Raw genomic sequence first — 19575 nt, 5'->3', positions numbered from 1 at the left:
AGAAATAAGTATATGGTAGTAATGACTTTTTAAAATAATTGAGGTAACTAGACATGGAAGAAAATAAGAAAGTATTAGAGAGTTTTATCCCTATAGCAAAATCTACTGCAAAAATGTTTGGACGTAACTGTGAAGTGGTAATTCATGATTTGACTAACCCTCAAGCATCTGTAATGTTTACAGTAAATAACCATGTAACAGGAAGAAAAATTGGTCAATCATTTGATCACCTAGTGAAGACTGTATTACTATCACAAGATTTTAAAGAAGATTACCTAGCAGGTTATACTTTTGTAACAGAAGACAAGCGTACGATTCGTTCTTCCACTTCATTGATTCGTGATTCCAAGCAAAATGTTATTGGTGCTTTCTGCATAAATTTTGATGTTGAAGGACTGAATCAAATGCAGCAATTTATGAATACCTTCTTCTCAACGCAAGTTGTGGTTCAAGAGAACGTAGAAAAATCAGAAGCAGCTATTGAAAATGTTGAGGGAATAGTTGATCAACTGATTCAACAAATTATTCAAAACAGTGTACATCCAGTCATGAAACGTCATGAAAAGATTGAATTAATTCGATTTATGGATGAAAAAGGCATTTTCTTAATGAAAGGATCTGTTGAGAAGGTCGCGGCTTTATTAGGTATTTCCAAAGTAACAGTTTATAGTTATTTGGATGAAATAAAAAATAAATCTAATTAGGGAGAATTCAATGAAGAGCATTTTTGAAGTAGGAAATTTAAAATCAAATGGTCATTATGCTCTGGCAACAGTTCATAATAATATAGTCTATGTATCAGGGCAGTTTGCAATTGATCCAATAACACGTCAAAAGAAATATGGCACAATTGAAGAAGAGACATTACAAGCACTAAAAAATGTGGAAATGATTTTAGAGGCAGCAGGAAGTAAAAAAGAGCAAATATTACGTATGACATTATACATTCCAAATGTGAAATTATGGGACAAAGTAGATGCTGTCTATAAAGAATTCTTCGGTGAGTATAAACCAGCACGTACTGTGGTACCAACAAATGAATTACATTTTGGTTTCAAAATTGAAATTGAGGCTATTGCATATATTTAGTTATATTTTTTTACCCTTTTTGTATAAAAAAATATATTTTATATAAGAAATTATTTTAAGGGGTGGATAAATGATGGAACAATATATTTGTATCAGTTGTGGGAAAAAGCATGATATTACACCAACTTTATGGAAGTGTGAATGTGGCGGAGTATTAAATTTAGTTAAAGATACACCCAAAATTGATGTTGCTGCTTGGAATAACTATCCAAATTCTTTATGGCGTTATTTTGAAACAATGCCATTCGCAAAAGATTCTAAGACGTGGGAATCTATTACAATGGGTGAAGGTCAATCTCCTTTAATCGTTCTAGATCCAGAAGAGCCAAATACGTATGTAAAAGTTGAATATATGATGCCTACATTATCATTTAAAGATCGGGGAGCCGCTGTTTTAATGGCGAAGGCTAAAGAATTAGGGGTATCAAAAGTTATTGCTGATAGTAGTGGTAATGCAGGAACGGCGATTGCAGCATATGCAGCACGTTGTAACATTGCATGCGAAATTTATCTAAGTGATGAAACATCACCGAAAAAGATTGCTCAAGTAAAAGCACATGGTGCAACGATTAAAGAAATTAAAGGCACGCGAGAGGACATTGCAGCTGCGGCACAAAAAGCAGTAGATGAAGAAAAAGTTTTTTATGCAAGTCATGTGTATAATCCTTACTTCTATGAAGGAACTAAAACGTACGCTTATGAAATTTACGAACAATTAAAAGGAGTGCCAGATTCATTAATCATCCCAGTTGGTAATGGTACACTTTTACTTGGTGCATACTATGGTTTCAAAGAGTTATTTGATAACAGATTAATAGAAAAAGTTCCGAAAATTATTACAATCCAAGCAGCAAACTGTGCCCCTCTTGTAAGTGCTTACGAAAATGGAGAAGCAACAGCAGAACCTGTTACGAATAAAGGTACTTTAGCAGAAGGCATTGCAATTGCAGCTCCAGCACGTTCAAAACAAATTTTAGAAGCTGTACGTAAAACAAATGGTATATTTATTGACATTAAAGAAGATGAAATTCTGAGTGCACGGGCAATGCTTGCTGATAAAGGTTTCTATGTTGAAGTGACAACAGCGGCTAACTATGCAGGTTACTTAAAATATAAAAAGGCACCAGATGAAAGAATTATAATACCTCTTTGTGGTGCAGGAATTAAATCAAAATAACTGCGATATAAGCTAGTGGTAGTTCCTCAAAGAACTACCCTTTTATAGTACATTAATTTATAAAAGTTATCATATCTGCATTGATTGCATCGTTAATTATTCGTAAGAAAAAGAAATTATTGCTTAAAGAAAAGAGAGAAACCAATATTTTGCTTCTCTCATAATGTTGTCTGTTTTAATTGGTTACTGGTGTCGGTTTATCCACAAGAAACTCTTTCATCGCTTCTTTGTTTTTTGCTATGTCTAATTGAAGCACTTGTCCAGCATGAGGGTACTTTATATCGGAATAGCCCATATGAACAGGAATACGCATTGTTTCAACATCTTTCACTTGGCTAAATAATACAGTGCCACAAAGAGATACAAATGTTTTAAAATCCATATCTGTATCTACATAATGCATTAATTTTTCTCCGATTGTTGGCAATTTAACTACACCGTTAACGGAACTTATTTGATTCATAAATTCATTTTTCAATGCGGAAAGGACTTCTTGTTGTCTTTGGACTCTGCCAAAATCACTTAAGGTATCATGTCGGAAGCGAGCATATGCTAATAAGTCTTTACCATGGAGTTTTTGTAGACCGGGTTTTACATCAAGACCCATGTCATCAATGATTTTTTGATCAACATGCACTTCAACTCCTTCTGGAGCAACAATATCAACCACCTTCACAAATCCTTTAAAGTCGATAGCGATAAAGTGTTTAACATCAATATCAAAATTATGTTTAATGGTTTGGCGTAATAATTCAGGACCACCTAGGTAATAAGCGTTATTAATTTTATTAAAGTGCTGGTCTTTGCCGGGAATCTCTAAGTAAGAGTCACGCATAATGGAAACAATCTTTCCTTTTTTATCTTTAGGATTGTATTGTGCAATCATAATAGCATCGGAGCGGGATTTATTTTCTCCACGAGAATCAATCCCTACAATAAGTACATTTATTTTTCCATTTACTTCTTTTACTCCATTGAATGGGATTTTAGCTTTCTTTTTACTTTCATCTTTCATTTTACTTAATAGTACAGAAATATTTTTTTCTTTTTGTTTGCTATCCGTTTCTTGGTAAGTGCTGCAAGAGGATAATATTGATAAGGAAATCAAAGAAATGAACAATTTTTTTTTCAACTTTTATCACATCCTATTGTATGTAGGTTCATTTTTTTTGATTTTGTGAAAGATAAAATACTCAATCCGTTTCGAGAGAACTTCAATATTGGTTTAATAAAATTATTCCCTTCAATTTATCCTAATTTCAGCCTATGTGTAAGATAAAGCTTTCCTTCTTAGATTGCAGTTAAAAATATTGTGTGAAAGATGCATGGAATTAACACAAGGTAAATTTTGAGATATGGTAGTGTCATTGGCATTGCATAAATATTTTCTGATTTTTGTTGTTGAATAAACAACGGTATATTTAGATAAGAATCTTCAAAACTAATAAGGTCAATAATGATAACAATTTGAAAATAAACTTCTGTAATTTTGGAGCTAGATTCTGTCTGAATACGGATCTTATTCGGACAAAGGAAAGGGAAAAAAAAGCAAGATCCTGTCTGAAAGGAGGTCTTATTCGGACATGGTAAGGCAAAAAAAGCAAGATCCTGTCTGAAAGGAAGTCTCATTCGGACAAGAGAAAGAGAAAAAAGCAAGATCCTGTCTGAATGCGGGTCTTATTCGGACAAGAGAAAGAGAAAAAAGCAAGATCCTGTCTGAATGCGGGTCTTATTCGGACAAGGAAGGACAAAAAAAGCAAGATCCTGTCTGAAAGGAAGTCTCATTCGGACAGGGCAAGGCAAAAAAAGCAAGATCCTGTCTGAATGCGGGTCTTATTCGGACAGGGCAAGGCAAAAAAAGCAAGATCTTGTCTGAATGCGGGTCTCATTCGGACAGGGCAAGGCAAAAAAAGCAAAATCCTGTCTGAAAGGAGGTTTCATTCGGACAAGAGAAAGAGAAAAAAGCAAGATCTTGTCTGAATGCAGGTTTCAATTGGATTAAATGAAAAAATTTATTATTAACTTGATTAAGACACTAGATGATTCGTTAAAAAGGAACTTAATCTAATCAATTCCAAACATCGACAGAATATTTAGCTAGTAGTGTTTGTTTTAGAAGCAGGCCAAAATAATGATAACGATAAACCAATTAGAGAATCTGTATTTGCAACGGAACAAGAAGAAAAATTTTCCCGGAATATTTTTTGCAAGGAGAAGGCTGGAGCGAATTTATAAATTATCCGAGTTTTAAGTGATAATGGAAATGGTACAAAACATTTTTATCGAGGTCGACAGCTTCTCTGTCATTAGCAGAAACGCTTTATTACTAACGTGGCAATCCTCAATGCTTAAAGGAACCGGAAATATCCAGTTCCTTTCCAATAAAAATCTCATGAGATTTCATATAGAAATCCTATTCAAGACAAAAGCTTTGTAATACCTGCCGTTTTTCCTTTGTTAAACCGAACTCATGGGCAAAGTACGTATCAATGTTTCCATACGTATTTGTAATAGTCTGGAATACGCCCTCTAAAAACTCTTCCTTTGCTCCAAGCAGATGTTCCATGATTTGAAGACCTTTGTCATCAAAATGCGCTGAAATTTGCTTCAAGACCTTTTCGTTATATTCTTTCATCGTTTCATTTGTCAATAAATAATCTTCCATAACAGTTTCTTTCGGAACCCCAAGCGCAGATAAAATAAGAGCAGCACCAACGCCCGTACGGTCCTTTCCAGCGGCACAATGATGTAATAATCCCAAATTATTTGGGTCTTGGATAATTTCCATCAATCGTTTGTAAGATGGATTGTTGAGTGGCATTTTGGAATACAGCTCTGACATAGTATTTAAGGTAAGATTTTTGAAGAAATCACTTCTGGCCATTTCTTCTATCGTGCCAAATTGATTGTTTTGCTCAAATGTTGGGATCCGTTCGTATGTCATATTTGAAAGTATAGGGTCGGGTTTCTTTAGCGCTTCCGACTCATCGCGGTAATCAAAAACGTATTTAATGTTTAATGTTTGGAAGAAATTCATATCTTCATCTGTCAAACGTGTTAATTCGTCTGAACGGAAGAAAAGTCCAAACTTTACTGTACGGCCATCGGATGTTTTATAGCCGCCCATGTCACGAAAGTTATTAGCCCCAATAAAAGGAACTATTCGGTTTGTAGGATATGTCGCATAACGATTTGCTGTTGTATTTTCCATTAAAATAAACACCTCTTCTATTTAAAATTAGGAATAGCTGCTTGTTGGAGAGATTGAATAATAACATTCTCTTTTTCACCACAAGCTGTATACGAGTAGAATAAATTGTACAAATGAAACTATTAATCTTGTAAAAAAACGTATATGCGAACTCTACTCGATTACAATTTTAATTAAATTTTGAAGGTACTCCAAAATCTTAGCTTAATGGGCATGGGATGGTAGTATGAAGTTCAGCATTTGTGCTACTAAAAAAAGCGTTCTTAAATAAGAAACGCTTTTACTTTATAATTAGTTATTAACCACGTTAATTCCCACAATGCTTCCCATTAATATAATAGGCTGTTTCTGAGAAAACGGTAAACACAACCTCTACTTCAGGAAGTTTAAACTCTATTAAATATTTCGTAAGTAATTGCGCAAATTGATCACGAATTTCCTGGCCGCGCTCGAACCATTTTACCTCAATAAGAGGAAACGCAGGTGTTTCTTCCCCGTTAAACACAAATGTAGAGTTTGGTAGTTCTAATGTAAAATTATCAGTTCCGCAATCGCAAACGTTTGCAAGTTCTGCTACTAATGGTTTGCTTATACTCTTTAATTGTTCAATACTAATTCCACGAAACACTATATGTGGCAAAGTAAATTCCTCCGTATCTTTTAGGTTTCTATTAAACATCAAGACAGATTATTTGATCTTATTTAAATATCGATAAATAGTGGCTTCGGATACGTCTAAATATTTGGCAACTTCGCTTACTCCACCTTTAAGTAAAAAAGCTCCCTTTTCATTTAGTTTTTTGACCACCTCTATTTTTTCTTGCGGTGACATCCGCTCAGGTGGAATGTCATACTCTGCTAGAACCCCTTTAATAAGAGATAAGAGAAGTTCCTCAATATTTTCTTCAAAATTCTCAAAAAGATGTGGGTCAAAGGCGGGCTTTGATGGCTCGACAGGATCAATTTTGGGATTGTCAATCATGATGAATTGATCCAAAATGGTACGAGCATTGATAACATCGGAAATATCCATGTTAACACAAATCATGCCAATGATTTTGTTAGTTTCATCTTTAATAAAATAGCTGGAAGAACGGAGCATCTTACTCGTTTTTGAGGTGCTTTTATAATTACAGATATAATCTCTATCTTTATAGCTTTCTTCTTTTAATATTTTCAAAGCAAGATCTGTAATAGGACTATTGATTTTTCTTCCGCTAACATGTCCATTCACTATTTCAATAATAGAATGATCAGGGTTCGTTACATCGTGTAAAACAACTTCACAATTTTCCCCCATTATATTAGCAATAAAATGTACCATGGGAATATACTGTTTCAGCTTTTCGACCTTTGTCATCATTTCTGTCATTCATCTCACCTTTATTTTCCATTGGTTAATTTTAAGTTTAACAAAGATTTTTTTTTATTCAACTAGACTTTTTTCTGAAAATCTAGTTTCCGTAATAATAATTATACATTACAGTAAAAAAAAATCATCACAATAATTTTTTATTACAGGAGGCAATTACGATGAAAAGCACAATTTCAACAAACAATGCACCAGGTGCCACAAGTGATTTTCAAAACGTTATCAGCTGTTTTCGTAAATGGAGTTAAGTTTAGTAAAATAAACTATGTTTTTTCCAAATGTAACCACTGCTTTAGCAAATGAAACTGCTGATTTTCCCAAAGTATGTGCTTTGTCGAGAAATGTGTACGCTACTCCTAGTTATAAATGATATTGCTAATTATAGGAGTTGGTCCTTTTGCTGCATTGATCCCCTTTATCCACCTGTTCAATTTGTGACAGGCGGATTTTTTTTGTAAAGACAGACTACCCAAAAAAGTGGAAGAAGTAACCATACAGTTCGAAGTTAATTGTATAATAGAAGGAAAGGTCAATTGGGGGTATAAATTGTTAAATATTCATAATAAGTCTGACACTGTAATCATTGTTGTTCATGAAATCTATGGAATTAACCAGCATATGAGGTATATTTGTCAAACATTATCAGATAAAGGTTTTGATGTCATTTGTCCAAATTTATTAAAACAAGAAACACCATTTGAATATTCACAAGAGGAATTCGCTTATCGTAACTTTATGGACAACATAGGTTTTACGAATGCTTCCGATGTAATTAAAAGTGTATTAATGAATATTAAAGATAAATATAAAAAAGTATATATTGTCGGATTTAGTGTTGGGGCAACAATTGCTTGGTTGTGTAGTGAGGAGGATTGTTTAGATGGCATTGTCGGATACTATGGTTCACGAATTAGGAAATATATAGGGATTGAGCCCTTATGCCCAACATTGCTATTCTTTCCGGAAAAAGAGCAATCATTTAATGTTGACGAGTTAATTTCATGCTTTGAAGAAAAGAATATCGAGATACATAAATTTAATGGACAACATGGATTTAGTGATCCATACTCGCCTAACTATAATGAAAAATCAGCACAAGAAGCATTTAGAAGAATGTTTGATTTTTTTCTGAAACATTGATTATTTCCCTGAGTTGTTATTAACGTGTGCAAGAGTTAATGATCCCGCTGCAATATTAGATGGCTTCTTCTTATATAACTTAAGAAGATGGTGGTGAAATGCGTAAGATTCGAGGAATTTCAAATGGATTAAGAAGCGGTGCGTGGAGTGAAAATAAATTTACAAATCTTGTACAGTACTCACCGTATAATTGTACCAAATTATTAAGGAAAACTATAAAGCATTTGAAAACTAAAATGGAATTATTTTCAAGACCTATAAATCAAGCAAAGGCTTTATTCATCCTATAAGTGAAGGAGACATTAAAAAGGCTATTAATTCTGTTCCATTAGAGTTTTTAAAAGATTTAAGAGGAATTTTTCTTTGTAGCGGCTCCCTTAAACAGAAAAGGTATAGCGAATTACGTTTTGGAACTTATCATGATTATTATAAATCCCTCTTTCTCTTTCCTTTTCCAGAACAAAAATATTTGGAGTTTGCAAATAAACCAAAGCCATCAATTTGTTTAGATTATGAAAGACATGGTGCTACTTGGATAATGGAAAATTCAAACTGTAAATTAATGTTTGATACCAGATCATTATATTCGTTTTATTTATATGATGTTCTTTTCCATGAGATAGGTCATCATGTTGAAATAATATCGCATGATATAAAACATAAAACATATAACCAAAGAGAATGGTTTGCATTGGAGTTTGGAATTAAAAAAAGGAAATAAATAATTATCACTTTTTAGGTCTTCGGTAATCAAAACTAAATGTTGTGGGTGTGACAGAACATAATGGATTGGGTCGGATGGATTTTTCTTCTTATTGGAATATACTGGTTTGTTAAAAATGTTAAATATAATAGAATACCGATATTGGATATAATCGTAATTTTCTCTGTTTACTTTGTGTATTATTTTATTGGTTATCTGTTTGACACTGACATGTTAAATGCTATAACTCCTCATGGAATGCATGGATTTACAATTAGTTTTGTCGGGATATCTTTATTAATAGGCACTACAATTTTAGTGAAATTTATGATTGATAATTATTTAGTCAAAAGAAATAAATAGTTGTTAGTATCTGTCAGAATTTTTTCGATCCCTGCTTTTATACTCATTCAGCAAAACCCTTGCCAGAAGTCGTAACAACAATAGTAGATGTTGTAATAAACGGAATATTAAATGAGGAAGTGAAGTAAATGTCTTGGTTTTATTTAGCCGCGGCTATTTTATTTGAAATCATAGGAACTGTTTCTATGAAGCTATCACATGGATTTACCAAAGGAATACCCTCCATATTGATGATCATATTTTATATACTTGCATTTGTATGCCTGAATTTTTCCTTAAAAACGATACCTGTAAGTATTGCTTACGCAATCTGGTCAGGTATTGGCACCGCTACAATTGCAATTATCGGATATTTTGTTTTTAAAGAAACATTAACAGTAATGAAAGTTAGTGCCATTGTTTTGATAATCGTAGGGGTCGTACTGCTCAATATAGGTGAAGAATCAAGTGACAAACAACAGATCCAAAAAAAGACTCATTTGAATTCACAACATAAACTGGATGTGTAATATGGAATTCATTCGAAAAAAAGAGTGGAAAATATCCCAATGTGAAATCTAGAAAAAGAAAAAAATTAGTAATAGGGGAAAATATGTATACACATAATGAGCGAATAGAAATGATGTCAGAGATTGAAAGCTTCACAAAATCTTTGCATGAAGTACAAGCATTATTATTGGTTGGCTCAGGTTCAACTGGTTTTAGAGATAAGTATTCAGACCTTGACTTACTCGTTGTAGTGAAAAATTCAGAAGAAGTAGTAACAATAAATAAACTTAATTAACTAGTTGGATAGTCTAAAAAACACATCAAATAGTATCTAGGAATCTTTGTTAATCAAAAAAGGATAATATTATTTTGCTTGTTGTGCGACTCTTTAATAAGAATGGTCGCCTTTTTCAATTTGCGGAGTTTAATGCAATAACATTTAGTGAAATAAAAATGTGAGCCGTACATTTTATTCTTTTTACAAATCACCTCTTGAATCTCTAGTTACGTGAGGTTTTATAATGAACATATACTTTTATGGGAGGAATGTTAATGAAAGAGAATAACAAGTATTCCATTGGGGAGTTTTCGGAAAAGACAGGAATATCTATTCGAACTTTACATTACTATGATGAAATCGGTCTTTTACAACCAGAAAAGCATCCAACGTCTGGCCACCGCATTTACAATCATCAAGATATACTAACCATCCAGAAAATCGTAAGTCTAAAGTTCCTGGGGTATACCCTCGATAAAATCGCTAAATTGTTAGACGAATCGAGTTTTAATGTTGATTTGATTGACACTTTATCCCTTCATTTGAAAGCGTTAGAAAAAGAAAAAGAACGAATCGAACAATCAATGACTGCTGTTAAGAGAGTGATTAAGTTACTGAAAGAAGAAGGAGAACTGGATAGCACCATATTATTCACTCTTATCCATAGTATGCAAACAGAAAATATACAAAAAGAATGGTTGGCAAGGCACATGCAAATGGACGTAGTGGAAGGGTTGTCAAAGAAATCCGAAGAAGAAAAAATCGCCTTAGATCAAACTTTTATTCAATTGGCTAAGGAAGTAAAACAATTATATGGTAAACCTGTAGAGGATCCAAAAGTACAAGAAATGATTAAAACATATCTAGAATCGTCTTTTGCGTTTCTTGGTGAGGATTTGATACAAAAGCTAGCTGATACTGACATGGAAGAACTGGATATACGAGAACTTGAAGATATGGCACCTTCTCCCTTCACAGAAAATGAGGAGAAATGGCTCAATCAAGCGATAGTATATCATATGAAACAAACAGAAATGGAATAAAAATTGGATTTCCTTGGGCCTGTGAGATAATTGACTTAAAGTAACCGATGAAAGAGTTGGATAAATCCATATTTAGTAAAAAGGAATAAAGAAAATCGTATTAAACTGAGGGAGTTGAAGAATAGGGCTGGAAATATATATGTTTTAATGTCATATTTGACCCATATTGTGAGGATTAAGGAGGAGTGTAATTGACCAATAAATATTGTCCTATTTGTGGAAAAGAAAACGAATGTATGATAGGTGATCGAGAACACGGCAACTGCTGGTGTGAGAAAGAAGAATTTCCTAAAGAAATCTTTGAACTAGTTCCTGTAGAAAGTAGAAGAAAACATTGTATATGTAAAGAATGTTTAAATAAATATAGGGAAGATCAGAAAATAAACAATAATAGGTAGTGAACAATTCCAACGTTAAATGATCCAGAAGGTAAAGTGCTTGTTCACTTCGGATGTGATCCTTCAATAATAAAGTATCGTTTTATCCAAGCAGAATAGTCAAACAACCGTTGAACTGTTGAAGGGAACGTATACCAATTAAATATCATCTTTGATGATACAAACTGGGGTCCTTTCAGCAGAAACATGTTTATCGGCATGTAATTCATAAAGAACGATCGATGCTGCAATCATCATTTTTTAACTGAATGGAATAGCCAGTCCAGGAGCGTGCTTCAGTGCAGCTCCTCTTTTTGAGTTTTTGAAGTAATAATGCAGTTTTTTTAAATATAAGTAAGGAAAAAAGACTTTATAATAATGGGTAAAGAAGTGGAATGATTAGTATTTATATCATCTTTACTGGGAATAGGGTATCTGGTTCTTGGTATAGATTAGGAGGATGAAAATTTTTAAAACAATCCTTCCTTTATATTTATATCATCTTATTGCTCAAACAGTATGGGAGATTAAGCGGTGTTTTTGGTTATTTTAAAAACCCTTGGGCGATAAAGGTATTCTTGCTTTCAGGATCCTAATCTTCTCCTCCAAAACCTGTTGTATCCTGAAAATTAAAGCTTCCTTTTTTTGCTGGTACCGTAACACGGCATGTTTGTCTACCGTATAAGAACGATTTTTGCTTTACCTTGCCCGAATAAGACCTGTATTCAGACAGGATCAAGCTATATTTGCCTTGCCGTGTCCGAATGAGCCCTGCATTCGGACAGGATCATTCATTTTCCCCCTTGCCATGTCCGAATGAGGGCTGTATTCAGACAGGATCATTCATTTTCCCCCTTGCCATGTCCGAAAGAGCCCCGTATTCGGACAGGATCATTCATTTTCCCCCCTTGCCATGTCCGAATGAGGCCTGTATTCGGACAGGATCATTCATTTTCCCCCTTGCCATATCCGAATGAGGCCTGTATTCGGACAGGATCAAGCATTTTTTGCCTTGCCTTGTCTGAATGAGGCTTGTATTCAGACAGGATCATTCATTTTCCCCTTTGTCTTGTCCGAATGAGCCCTGTATTCAGACAGGATCAAGCATTTTTTGCCTTGCCATGTCTGAATAAGACCAGCATTCGGACAGGATCAAGCAATATTTGCCTTACCTTGTCCGAATGAGGCCTGTATTCGGACAGGATCAAGCATTTTTTGCCTTGTCTTGTCCGAAAGAGCCCTGTATTCGGACAGGACCATTCATTTTCCCCCTTGCCATGTCCGAATGAGGCCTGTATTCGGACAGGATCAAGCTTCCCCCTTCCTTGTCCTCCGAAAGAGCCCATTATGTAGATTTATTAACAAAATTTATGTAAAGGGTAATAAAAAAAGGTGCGTTTCTTCAAGATGGAGAAATGCTTTGTTGTTAAAGTAAAGGGGGCAGGATGAAGAAGGAATTGGTACCAATCAAGTCGAATTTCATAGACAATAAAAATAAGGAGTATTTAATTTGAAATTCTTGGTTAAGCCTCATTTAAAAAATTTAGATGACCTGGTGGATATTGATATAGAAGTAATTGGTAACAATAGCAGACGCGAATACATTAAAAAAGCTATAGAGGAAGAGAGATGTATAGTTGTTAAAAAAGAGAACTCGATTGTTGGATTTTTAATTTTTGTTACTCATTTCTTTGAATGTAGCTTTATTTCCTTGATAATAGTGAAACCAACTGAAAGACGAAAAGGATATGCAACATCACTTATAGAGCATTTTGTAAACATATCACCAACTAAGAAAATTTTTTCTTCAACCAATCAATCAAATAAAAGGATGCAGGAAGTATTTAAAGCAAATGGATTTACACAAAGTGGATATATTGAAAATTTAGACGAAGGAGACCCTGAAATAATTTATTTTAAATCAACATAAGATATTTCACTATCATGAAAATAAAATTTTTCCATGGAAGAATAAATATGTACAAATTCTTTTATTAGAATTAGGCAGTTCCATACTTCTAACAAATTGAAAATGATCCTTCCCTTATTTTATTTTTTCTTTATCCTATTCATAATATTTTGGTAAAAAGACCCACCAGAGTATTAGAACTACTATCATTCCTACACAGATAATTCCAGCATAATGAAAACCTAAAAGTAAAAAATAAAGTTTAGAAAGTGAAAATTTTGCTTTCTGAATTTTAATAAGGGAAGTGCTTAAATTTGAATAACTGGATAACAGCGCTTTTTAATATGGGAAGAAGACAAACTTTTTTAAATATGTTTGGCAGAAGAAAAAACAATAATGGAATAATGTGGGCGTCTGTTTTAGGTCTGGGAGTTAGTGCAGCTGTTTATGGATTAACAAGAAATCAAAACGGAAAGATGCAGAATCCTGGTCAATACTTAACGAATATTTTCCCCATGGGGAAAAATGCCCAAAGACCGAATATGGCTGGATTAACAGAGTTTGCAAAAGAATTAATTCCTAATAAAAATCCATTTACCAATAAATAGTCTTTTTATTCCTAAATGCAAAATAATCCTGCTTCATTTAGAAGGGGGAGAGAAGATAATTGGTCCGACATAAAAAGATTCTAAAATGAGGGATTTAAAAAAATATTAGAGCTAATCGATCAAATTGGTCGATTAGCTTTTTTAATGCTCTTTTTATATTCAAATCATATTGAATATGTTTTAGTCTTTTTTTAACCAAAAAGATAATATAACAATTGTATAAAGGGGAAAGTAAAAAGGTAAATTGTTAAACAATTTTATTTCATTCTTTTTAGGAAGATTTGTACATAAAGAGGGGGATACTAAATGAAATGCCCGGAATGTGATTATGTAAATCAGGATGGGGGAAAGTTCTGTATAAATTGCGGCTTTACATTTTTTGGGGGAGAAAACACTCATCAAGAATCTAACAGCCTCTTTTATGAGTTTGCCAATTATGTCGATATGGTTCCGAGGCATGAACGTTCGGTTGTGCCTAAATTTCAAAATATATTCTCTCGGGTGTTCCGAAAGCATAGTGAACTTGAGGCTGAACGGCTTTTCATCGTAGGAACTGCGCTAACAACACCTAGAATTGAGGAAGTAAAGGAAACATGGCCGAAACCTTGGCTTTTTGCGAGAATATTTCTTATTGCACTTATTGCATTCTTAGGATTGTACGTGGGTGTAAGCTTGTTCAGAAATATAAACTTTATACCGGGTCTTATCATCGTTGGTGCTTTTGCTGTTCCTATCACGACGTTGATATTCTTTTGGGAGATGAATGCTCCTCAGAATATTGCTATTTATAAAATCATTTATGTGGTATTTATCGGCGGAATCCTCTCGATGTTAGTGGCGCTGGTGTTTTATGATATTCTAAAACATAACATAAATCCAATAACGATTGGAATTGTTGAAGAACTGGCTAAAGTTATAACCGTTATCTATTTCGTACGAAACATAAAATACCGGTATGTACTTAACGGACTTCTGTTGGGGGCTGCGGTAGGGGCAGGTTTTGCAGCTTTTGAAACTGCTGGTTATGCACTAAGGGCTCTTCTATCCGGAAGTTTCCCCAGCCTATATTCTACCATCCTGTTACGCAGTATTTTAGCTCCCGGCGGACATGTCGCTTGGGCCGCTATAACAGGGGCCGCCTTTTGCATGGTGCAAGGAAACAAGAAATTTGAGCTGAACATGTTGTTAAAGCCAAAATTTGTCCGTATTTTTATTCTTGTCGTTTTAATGCATGCTTTATGGGACACACCTTTACCAGGTATTTTTCCAATCGGACAAATCATTCTGATGGCCTTATCATGGATTATGGTTTTTCGAATGATACGTGCAGGCTTAAAGGAAATAGCCAATAAGAAGTGGCGGTTGAACAATTATCCATTTGAGCCTACATGATAGTTAATGTATACGGAAATATACTGTACTATTGAGATCTAATGCTAGGGACCCGTCTTGGAGTATTCCTTTCTTTAACAACTATGAAAATTAGACAGTAAAAGAACTAAACATGGCAGTAGCCAACTTGGCGCTTCCATTTTTCCTTTTTTGTAGCTCCAAGCTATACTCATTTCACTATGGACACATAAACCCTATTTTCATTTTCTGTGGAGAAGTGCTGATTTTTCCTCTTCATGGATGGCTAGCGAGTGCGATTATTCAATAAGAATGATCGCCATTTTCTTCTTCAAGTATCGGGTGCTTAAATTCAAGAAGGTTAGTCTATGACGGCACCCATTTTTTCTTATTGATCAAACAGAATAGTTGAAGAAAGGTAAGGAAAGGAAAAAATTTTATTCACAGTTAGTGTGCTAAATGTTAGTATACTAACTATGAGGGATAATATTATAACAATCAACTGTTTAGCATTTCAATTAAGCCAGGCTCGTAAGAAAGTTCATAAAAGGTATGAACAACACTTGGAAACATTAGGTCTAAACACATCTTACGTCTATGTTATGGAAGTGATAAAAGAATTTGGACCTTCAACTTTATCTCTAATTGCCGAAAAAATAGAACTAGAACGAGCAACTGTAAGCAATCTACTTGGAAGAATGGAAAGAGATGAAATTATTAATCGTTTACCTGGGAAAGAAAGGAGATCAATGGAAGTTCACCTAACTCAAAAAGGAAAGGATATTTTAGATATAGCACTGTTTAGTCTTCAAGAAATTGATAAACAACTAGATCATTTACTTAATGGAGATTTAGAAAAAATAAAGGATTCAGTTCAAAGCATAAATAGAAACCTATAAAGGGGGGGACAATTCTATGAAGAAATTTGTAGTCCATCTTTCAAATAAACAAAGGGAGTTAATGACCAAAGAACTAATCATGGAGCATATTGCATACTTAAGGAAGCTGAAGGAATCAGGTGTTTTGCCATTTTGCGGGCCTTGTGTAAATGGAACAGCTCTTATGATTGTTAATGCTCCAACTTATGATAAAGCTAAGGAATATGTAGAAAGTGACCCATTTTCAAAAGTAGACTACTACATTGATAGAAACATAGTAGAGGTCGAAGAAGCTACTTTAGAAAATAATTTCCTGATAGATGATGTACTTACATATTTGAACCAAAAGTAAACTTTAGTAGAACCAATGCTTTTCAATTATCGGGTGCAAGATTTGAAGATCCGTCAGCTGCTTCGGCAAGGAACAGCCCAATCATTCATATATTCCCACCCTGCAATGCCTAGCCCAAAACACAACCAGTGAAACCATCATGGAAATAAAAGGTGCATCTTCTCCATATGCCAATAATTACAAAAATAACTCGGTCGATAGCATGGCCTCCTTTCATCCTGGACTGCAAGCTACCGCCGAGCTTTTTTATTGGAATCAGGAATCCGGCAGCACTTAAGATTTCATCAATCTGCTGCCGCCGGCTGCTCCACATACATTCTAAATAACTGAATGTATAACACGATGCTGATGAACGCAAACAGCAAAATGATACTGAATATTCCCATCGGCGGCACCCAGCTGGACAGGAATACCAACAATGGCGCTAAAAATTTCCCGATTGTGTACTGCAGGCTGTCGGCTCCCATGTACTGTCCTCTTGCATGCTCCGGGGCATAGCGGCTGATAAAGCTCTGTGTTACCGGCGAGCGGACCATCTCACCAAAGGTGAAAATGATGGTGATGAAAAACAAGTACCAGATATTCGTGTTTAGTCCAACAAAGAATGTGCCAAATCCGGAAAGCAGCGATGAGAGAATGAAGACATTGCGCTCTTTCATTTTGCCGAACCATTTCGTAACAGGGAGAATAAACAGGACAAACAACAGACCATTAAATCCTACGAGCCACCCAAAAATCTCCTTACTGGATAGCATTAGCGAAGCACCATTCCATGTGAACAGAGCCTGTGAAGGTACATGATTGATCACGAATACTGGCAAATAGAGGTCCAGCTGCATAATCGGGATCAGGGAGCAGATACCTGCCAAAATATACACGAGGAACACTTTATCGCGAAAAATTATCCCATATCCCTTCCACTGTTCCTTAAATACACGAGTTATCATAATGGAACCTTTCTCGCTTTTCGCCGAATTCGGTAATGTTTCATGAACCATGAAATAAATGGCGATAAAATACACTAACAAAACCAATGCACAGATCCATAACAACTCTTGCCGGTAATGGAAAAAGAAAATCCCTCCAAGTGCGGGTCCAAGCACGGCACCAATGTTATTCGCCGTCGTAAAGGTGGCGAAGACCTCGCGAAGGTTTTGTGCCGGAACCAGGTCAGCCACCATCACGGAGCTTGCAGGCCGGTAGATGGCTCCCCCAATTCCAATCCCTATAAAGGCGATGTAATCAATCCATGGAGACGGCGACACCGCAAACATAACAAACATCACTGTCTGAAGCGAAGCACCCAGCAGCATCACTGGCCGTCGTCCTAACTTATCCGTTAACGCTCCACCGAGCAAACTACCGATCATGCTGAAGATCGGAGGGACTGTCATCAATATGCCTGCAATACGATTACCTAATGCCTCACTAAAATATACCGTTATAAACGGAAAGTACATCCAAAACAGCATATTAAACAATCCTTCTCCAATTAACCGGACTTTCAAATTGTTATCCCATAAACGTATTTGCATAAGATTCCCCCTTATTTCACTACGCAAGTTCCCCGGCCAGGTATACAAAATATAAAACATTTTTTTGAAAAATTATAGACTTATAATTGCGAATAGTTTATTCTAATAATATGAAGGTCGAGTATAGACCCGTTTAGTTTAAATGTCCCATAAAAAGAACGCTTGTTCTAAAATGATAAAGACGCTCTCATCGGAAGCGTCTTTTTTGCTATGGAACCTTGTCTTCTTTTTTGCGGATTGGCTTAATCGGCCCGGTTAGTCCCTTTATTAAACTCGATATTTACCAGACAGGTTTTAACTTCAATGATAATTTACCTTCATTTGCTTCTTAAACTAATTTTGTTAAATCCTCTTTGAGCATTTGCATTCGTTTGGCACTTATGTTGTCAATCCAACGCTGTTCTATCTCAGCTATTATCTCCTCTTTTGTTTTCATAACTAACCAACCACGTTCGGTCAGTACAATTATTTTCCCTCTCTTATCAGTGGATGAGTTTTGCGTATTACATAACCACTTTTCTCAAGATAATCCACCATTTTACTCATCGCTTGCTATGTAATTCCTAAGTGTTCAGCTAATTCTATACCTGTTGCTCCATTAGGAATGATACGTTTAAACATAAAACCATGTGCAGGTCTAATATCTCCATATCCCAGCTCACTCAATCTGTCATGTAGTTCATTAATTAATGCACTAAAGGATAATGACAAAAGTGCTGCAAGGTCCAATTCACTAAATAACTGATTATTCATGTATTCAACCTCTTCGAATAAAGTAAATTAGGTTGACTATATTTAAACCTTATTGTACTATCTTGAATATAGTCAATTAAGTTGACTATATTTTTACAACTACAATGGGATGACCTTTTTAGTGAGAAAATATATAACAACGTAAGAGTGAACAACAGGAGGAAAAGAGAATGACAACAGTTTTATTTGTAAAAGCAAACAATCGTCCAGCAGATCAGGCGGTTAGTGTGAAATTATATGAGGCTTTTTTAGCAAGCTACAAAGAATCACATCCAAATGATACAGTGGTAGAGCTTGATTTATACAATGAAGAATTGCCATATGTTGGAGTAGATATGATTAACGGCACATTTAAAGCTAGCAGAGGACTTGATTTAACAGCAAAGGAAGTACAAGCAGTAGCTGTTGCTGATAAATATTTAGATCAATTCCTTGCAGCGGATAAAGTTGTATTTGCTTTCCCGTTATGGAATTTAACAATCCCAGCAGTACTACACACATATATTGATTACTTAAACCGCGCGGGCAAAACATTTAAATATACGCCTGAAGGTCCAGTAGGTCTTATTGAAGATAAGAAAATTGCATTATTAAATGCAAGTGGCGGTGTATATTCTAAAGGACCAGCAGCTGGATTAGAAATGGCCGTTAAATATGTAGTAAGTATGTTGGGCTTCTTCGGTGTGAAAGATATAAAGACAGTAGTCATTGAAGGTCACAACCAATTCCCTGATAAAGCAGAAGAAATTATTGCAGATGGCCTTGAAAAAGCTGTTAAAGTAGCAAGTACGTTCTAATTAACAAAACACTTGTCACTTAATATGGCAGTACCAACACTTTTAAGCGGTGGTACTGCTTTTTTATGCGCTTATCTCGCTACTTTTGGGCAGTAAGGACCCAAATGATCCCGCATTAACGGGCATTAAGACCTCCACCTCAAGATTGTGAG

19 protein-coding genes and 1 pseudogene are annotated in these 19575 nt (G+C 35.0%); 14 read left to right on the top strand and 6 right to left on the bottom strand.

Features of this window, described 5'->3' with window-relative positions; all coding sequences use genetic code 11:
• Positions 1–53 precede the first annotated feature (53 nt).
• The 3 genes from QNH20_RS24360 (at position 54) to QNH20_RS24350 (ending at position 2266) form a co-directional block, all read left to right on the top strand.
• Entirely contained in the window at positions 54–704 is a 651-nt protein-coding gene (locus QNH20_RS24360) for a helix-turn-helix transcriptional regulator (RefSeq protein WP_283920507.1), read from the top strand.
• A 10-nt stretch (positions 705–714) separates the two neighbouring features.
• Positions 715–1089 (top strand): RidA family protein, encoded by a 375-nt coding sequence (locus QNH20_RS24355; RefSeq protein WP_283920506.1) that lies wholly within the window; start codon positions 715–717, stop codon positions 1087–1089.
• 73 nt (positions 1090–1162) lie between these two features.
• Positions 1163–2266 carry a threonine synthase gene (locus QNH20_RS24350; RefSeq protein WP_283923497.1) on the top strand — a complete coding sequence of 368 codons (1104 nt, stop codon included), beginning with the start codon at positions 1163–1165 and terminating at the stop codon, positions 2264–2266.
• A 175-nt stretch (positions 2267–2441) separates the two neighbouring features.
• Here QNH20_RS24350 and QNH20_RS24345 read toward each other — a convergent pair whose 3' ends face one another.
• The 4 genes from QNH20_RS24345 to QNH20_RS24330 form a co-directional block, all read right to left on the bottom strand.
• Entirely contained in the window at positions 2442–3398 is a 957-nt protein-coding gene (locus QNH20_RS24345) for an LCP family protein (RefSeq protein WP_283920505.1), read from the bottom strand.
• A 1281-nt stretch (positions 3399–4679) separates the two neighbouring features.
• Positions 4680–5477, bottom strand: a complete 798-nt coding sequence (locus tag QNH20_RS24340; RefSeq protein ID WP_283920504.1) for a tyrosine-protein phosphatase — start codon at positions 5475–5477, stop codon at positions 4680–4682.
• Between the two features lie 307 nt (positions 5478–5784).
• Positions 5785–6117 (bottom strand): DUF1904 family protein, encoded by a 333-nt coding sequence (locus QNH20_RS24335; protein WP_283920503.1) that lies wholly within the window; start codon positions 6115–6117, stop codon positions 5785–5787.
• Between the two features lie 48 nt (positions 6118–6165).
• Positions 6166–6849 carry a helix-turn-helix transcriptional regulator gene (locus tag QNH20_RS24330; RefSeq protein WP_283920502.1) on the bottom strand — a complete coding sequence of 228 codons (684 nt, stop codon included), beginning with the start codon at positions 6847–6849 and terminating at the stop codon, positions 6166–6168.
• A 546-nt stretch (positions 6850–7395) separates the two neighbouring features.
• Between QNH20_RS24330 and QNH20_RS24325 the strand changes: the two genes are divergently transcribed.
• The 10 genes from QNH20_RS24325 (at position 7396) to QNH20_RS24280 (ending at position 16338) form a co-directional block, all read left to right on the top strand.
• Positions 7396–7989: a dienelactone hydrolase family protein gene (locus QNH20_RS24325; RefSeq protein ID WP_283920501.1), complete on the top strand. Its 594-nt coding sequence runs from the start codon at positions 7396–7398 to the stop codon at positions 7987–7989.
• 1194 nt (positions 7990–9183) lie between these two features.
• On the top strand, positions 9184–9564 hold the full coding sequence (locus QNH20_RS24320; RefSeq protein WP_283920500.1) for a DMT family transporter: 381 nt from the start codon (positions 9184–9186) through the stop codon (positions 9562–9564).
• Positions 9565–9605: 41 nt separating this feature from the next.
• A complete protein-coding gene (locus QNH20_RS24315; protein WP_283920499.1) occupies positions 9606–9839 on the top strand; it encodes a nucleotidyltransferase domain-containing protein in 234 nt (77 codons plus the stop codon).
• A 257-nt stretch (positions 9840–10096) separates the two neighbouring features.
• Positions 10097–10864 carry a MerR family transcriptional regulator gene (locus tag QNH20_RS24310; protein WP_283920498.1) on the top strand — a complete coding sequence of 256 codons (768 nt, stop codon included), beginning with the start codon at positions 10097–10099 and terminating at the stop codon, positions 10862–10864.
• A 191-nt stretch (positions 10865–11055) separates the two neighbouring features.
• Positions 11056–11262 (top strand): cysteine-rich CWC family protein, encoded by a 207-nt coding sequence (locus QNH20_RS24305; RefSeq protein WP_283920497.1) that lies wholly within the window; start codon positions 11056–11058, stop codon positions 11260–11262.
• A 1489-nt stretch (positions 11263–12751) separates the two neighbouring features.
• Entirely contained in the window at positions 12752–13171 is a 420-nt protein-coding gene (locus tag QNH20_RS24300) for a GNAT family N-acetyltransferase (protein ID WP_283920496.1), read from the top strand.
• 293 nt (positions 13172–13464) lie between these two features.
• Positions 13465–13758: a hypothetical protein gene (locus QNH20_RS24295; RefSeq protein WP_283920495.1), complete on the top strand. Its 294-nt coding sequence runs from the start codon at positions 13465–13467 to the stop codon at positions 13756–13758.
• Between the two features lie 306 nt (positions 13759–14064).
• Positions 14065–15150, top strand: coding sequence for a PrsW family glutamic-type intramembrane protease (locus QNH20_RS24290; protein ID WP_283920494.1), 1086 nt, complete (start codon positions 14065–14067; stop codon positions 15148–15150).
• 521 nt (positions 15151–15671) lie between these two features.
• Positions 15672–16007 carry a MarR family winged helix-turn-helix transcriptional regulator gene (locus tag QNH20_RS24285; RefSeq protein ID WP_283920493.1) on the top strand — a complete coding sequence of 112 codons (336 nt, stop codon included), beginning with the start codon at positions 15672–15674 and terminating at the stop codon, positions 16005–16007.
• A gap of 16 nt (positions 16008–16023) precedes the next feature.
• Positions 16024–16338 (top strand): YciI family protein, encoded by a 315-nt coding sequence (locus QNH20_RS24280; protein ID WP_283920492.1) that lies wholly within the window; start codon positions 16024–16026, stop codon positions 16336–16338.
• Positions 16339–16622: 284 nt separating this feature from the next.
• Here QNH20_RS24280 and QNH20_RS24275 read toward each other — a convergent pair whose 3' ends face one another.
• Together QNH20_RS24275 and QNH20_RS24270 are read right to left on the bottom strand one after the other, a co-directional pair.
• Positions 16623–17873 (bottom strand): MDR family MFS transporter, encoded by a 1251-nt coding sequence (locus tag QNH20_RS24275; protein ID WP_283920491.1) that lies wholly within the window; start codon positions 17871–17873, stop codon positions 16623–16625.
• A 328-nt stretch (positions 17874–18201) separates the two neighbouring features.
• A pseudogene (locus QNH20_RS24270) lies at positions 18202–18626 on the bottom strand (MarR family winged helix-turn-helix transcriptional regulator).
• Between the two features lie 170 nt (positions 18627–18796).
• Between QNH20_RS24270 and QNH20_RS24265 the strand changes: the two are divergent.
• On the top strand, positions 18797–19423 hold the full coding sequence (locus QNH20_RS24265; RefSeq protein WP_283920490.1) for an FMN-dependent NADH-azoreductase: 627 nt from the start codon (positions 18797–18799) through the stop codon (positions 19421–19423).
• Positions 19424–19575: the final 152 nt, after the last annotated feature.

Source organism: Neobacillus sp. WH10, from assembly GCF_030123405.1.
In the GTDB taxonomy this organism is placed as follows: Bacteria; Bacillota; Bacilli; order Bacillales; family Cytobacillaceae; genus Neobacillus.
Note: the sequence above shows the minus strand (reverse complement) of the source record. Positions and strands in the feature narration are given on the sequence as shown.

Bases quoted from the DNA above. Each gene is read 5' to 3' on its own strand.
- QNH20_RS24360 (WP_283920507.1), top strand. From the start codon at position 54: ATGGAAGAAAATAAGAAAGTATTAGAGAGTTTTATCCCTATAGCAAAA.
- QNH20_RS24355 (WP_283920506.1), top strand. From the start codon at position 715: ATGAAGAGCATTTTTGAAGTAGGAAATTTAAAATCAAATGGTCATTAT.
- QNH20_RS24350 (WP_283923497.1), top strand. From the start codon at position 1,163: ATGGAACAATATATTTGTATCAGTTGTGGGAAAAAGCATGATATTACA.
- QNH20_RS24340 (WP_283920504.1), bottom strand. From the start codon at position 5,477: ATGGAAAATACAACAGCAAATCGTTATGCGACATATCCTACAAACCGA.
- QNH20_RS24330 (WP_283920502.1), bottom strand. From the start codon at position 6,849: ATGACAGAAATGATGACAAAGGTCGAAAAGCTGAAACAGTATATTCCC.
- QNH20_RS24320 (WP_283920500.1), top strand. From the start codon at position 9,184: ATGTCTTGGTTTTATTTAGCCGCGGCTATTTTATTTGAAATCATAGGA.
- QNH20_RS24310 (WP_283920498.1), top strand. From the start codon at position 10,097: ATGAAAGAGAATAACAAGTATTCCATTGGGGAGTTTTCGGAAAAGACA.
- QNH20_RS24290 (WP_283920494.1), top strand. From the start codon at position 14,065: ATGAAATGCCCGGAATGTGATTATGTAAATCAGGATGGGGGAAAGTTC.
- QNH20_RS24280 (WP_283920492.1), top strand. From the start codon at position 16,024: ATGAAGAAATTTGTAGTCCATCTTTCAAATAAACAAAGGGAGTTAATG.
- QNH20_RS24275 (WP_283920491.1), bottom strand. From the start codon at position 17,873: ATGCAAATACGTTTATGGGATAACAATTTGAAAGTCCGGTTAATTGGA.
- QNH20_RS24265 (WP_283920490.1), top strand. From the start codon at position 18,797: ATGACAACAGTTTTATTTGTAAAAGCAAACAATCGTCCAGCAGATCAG.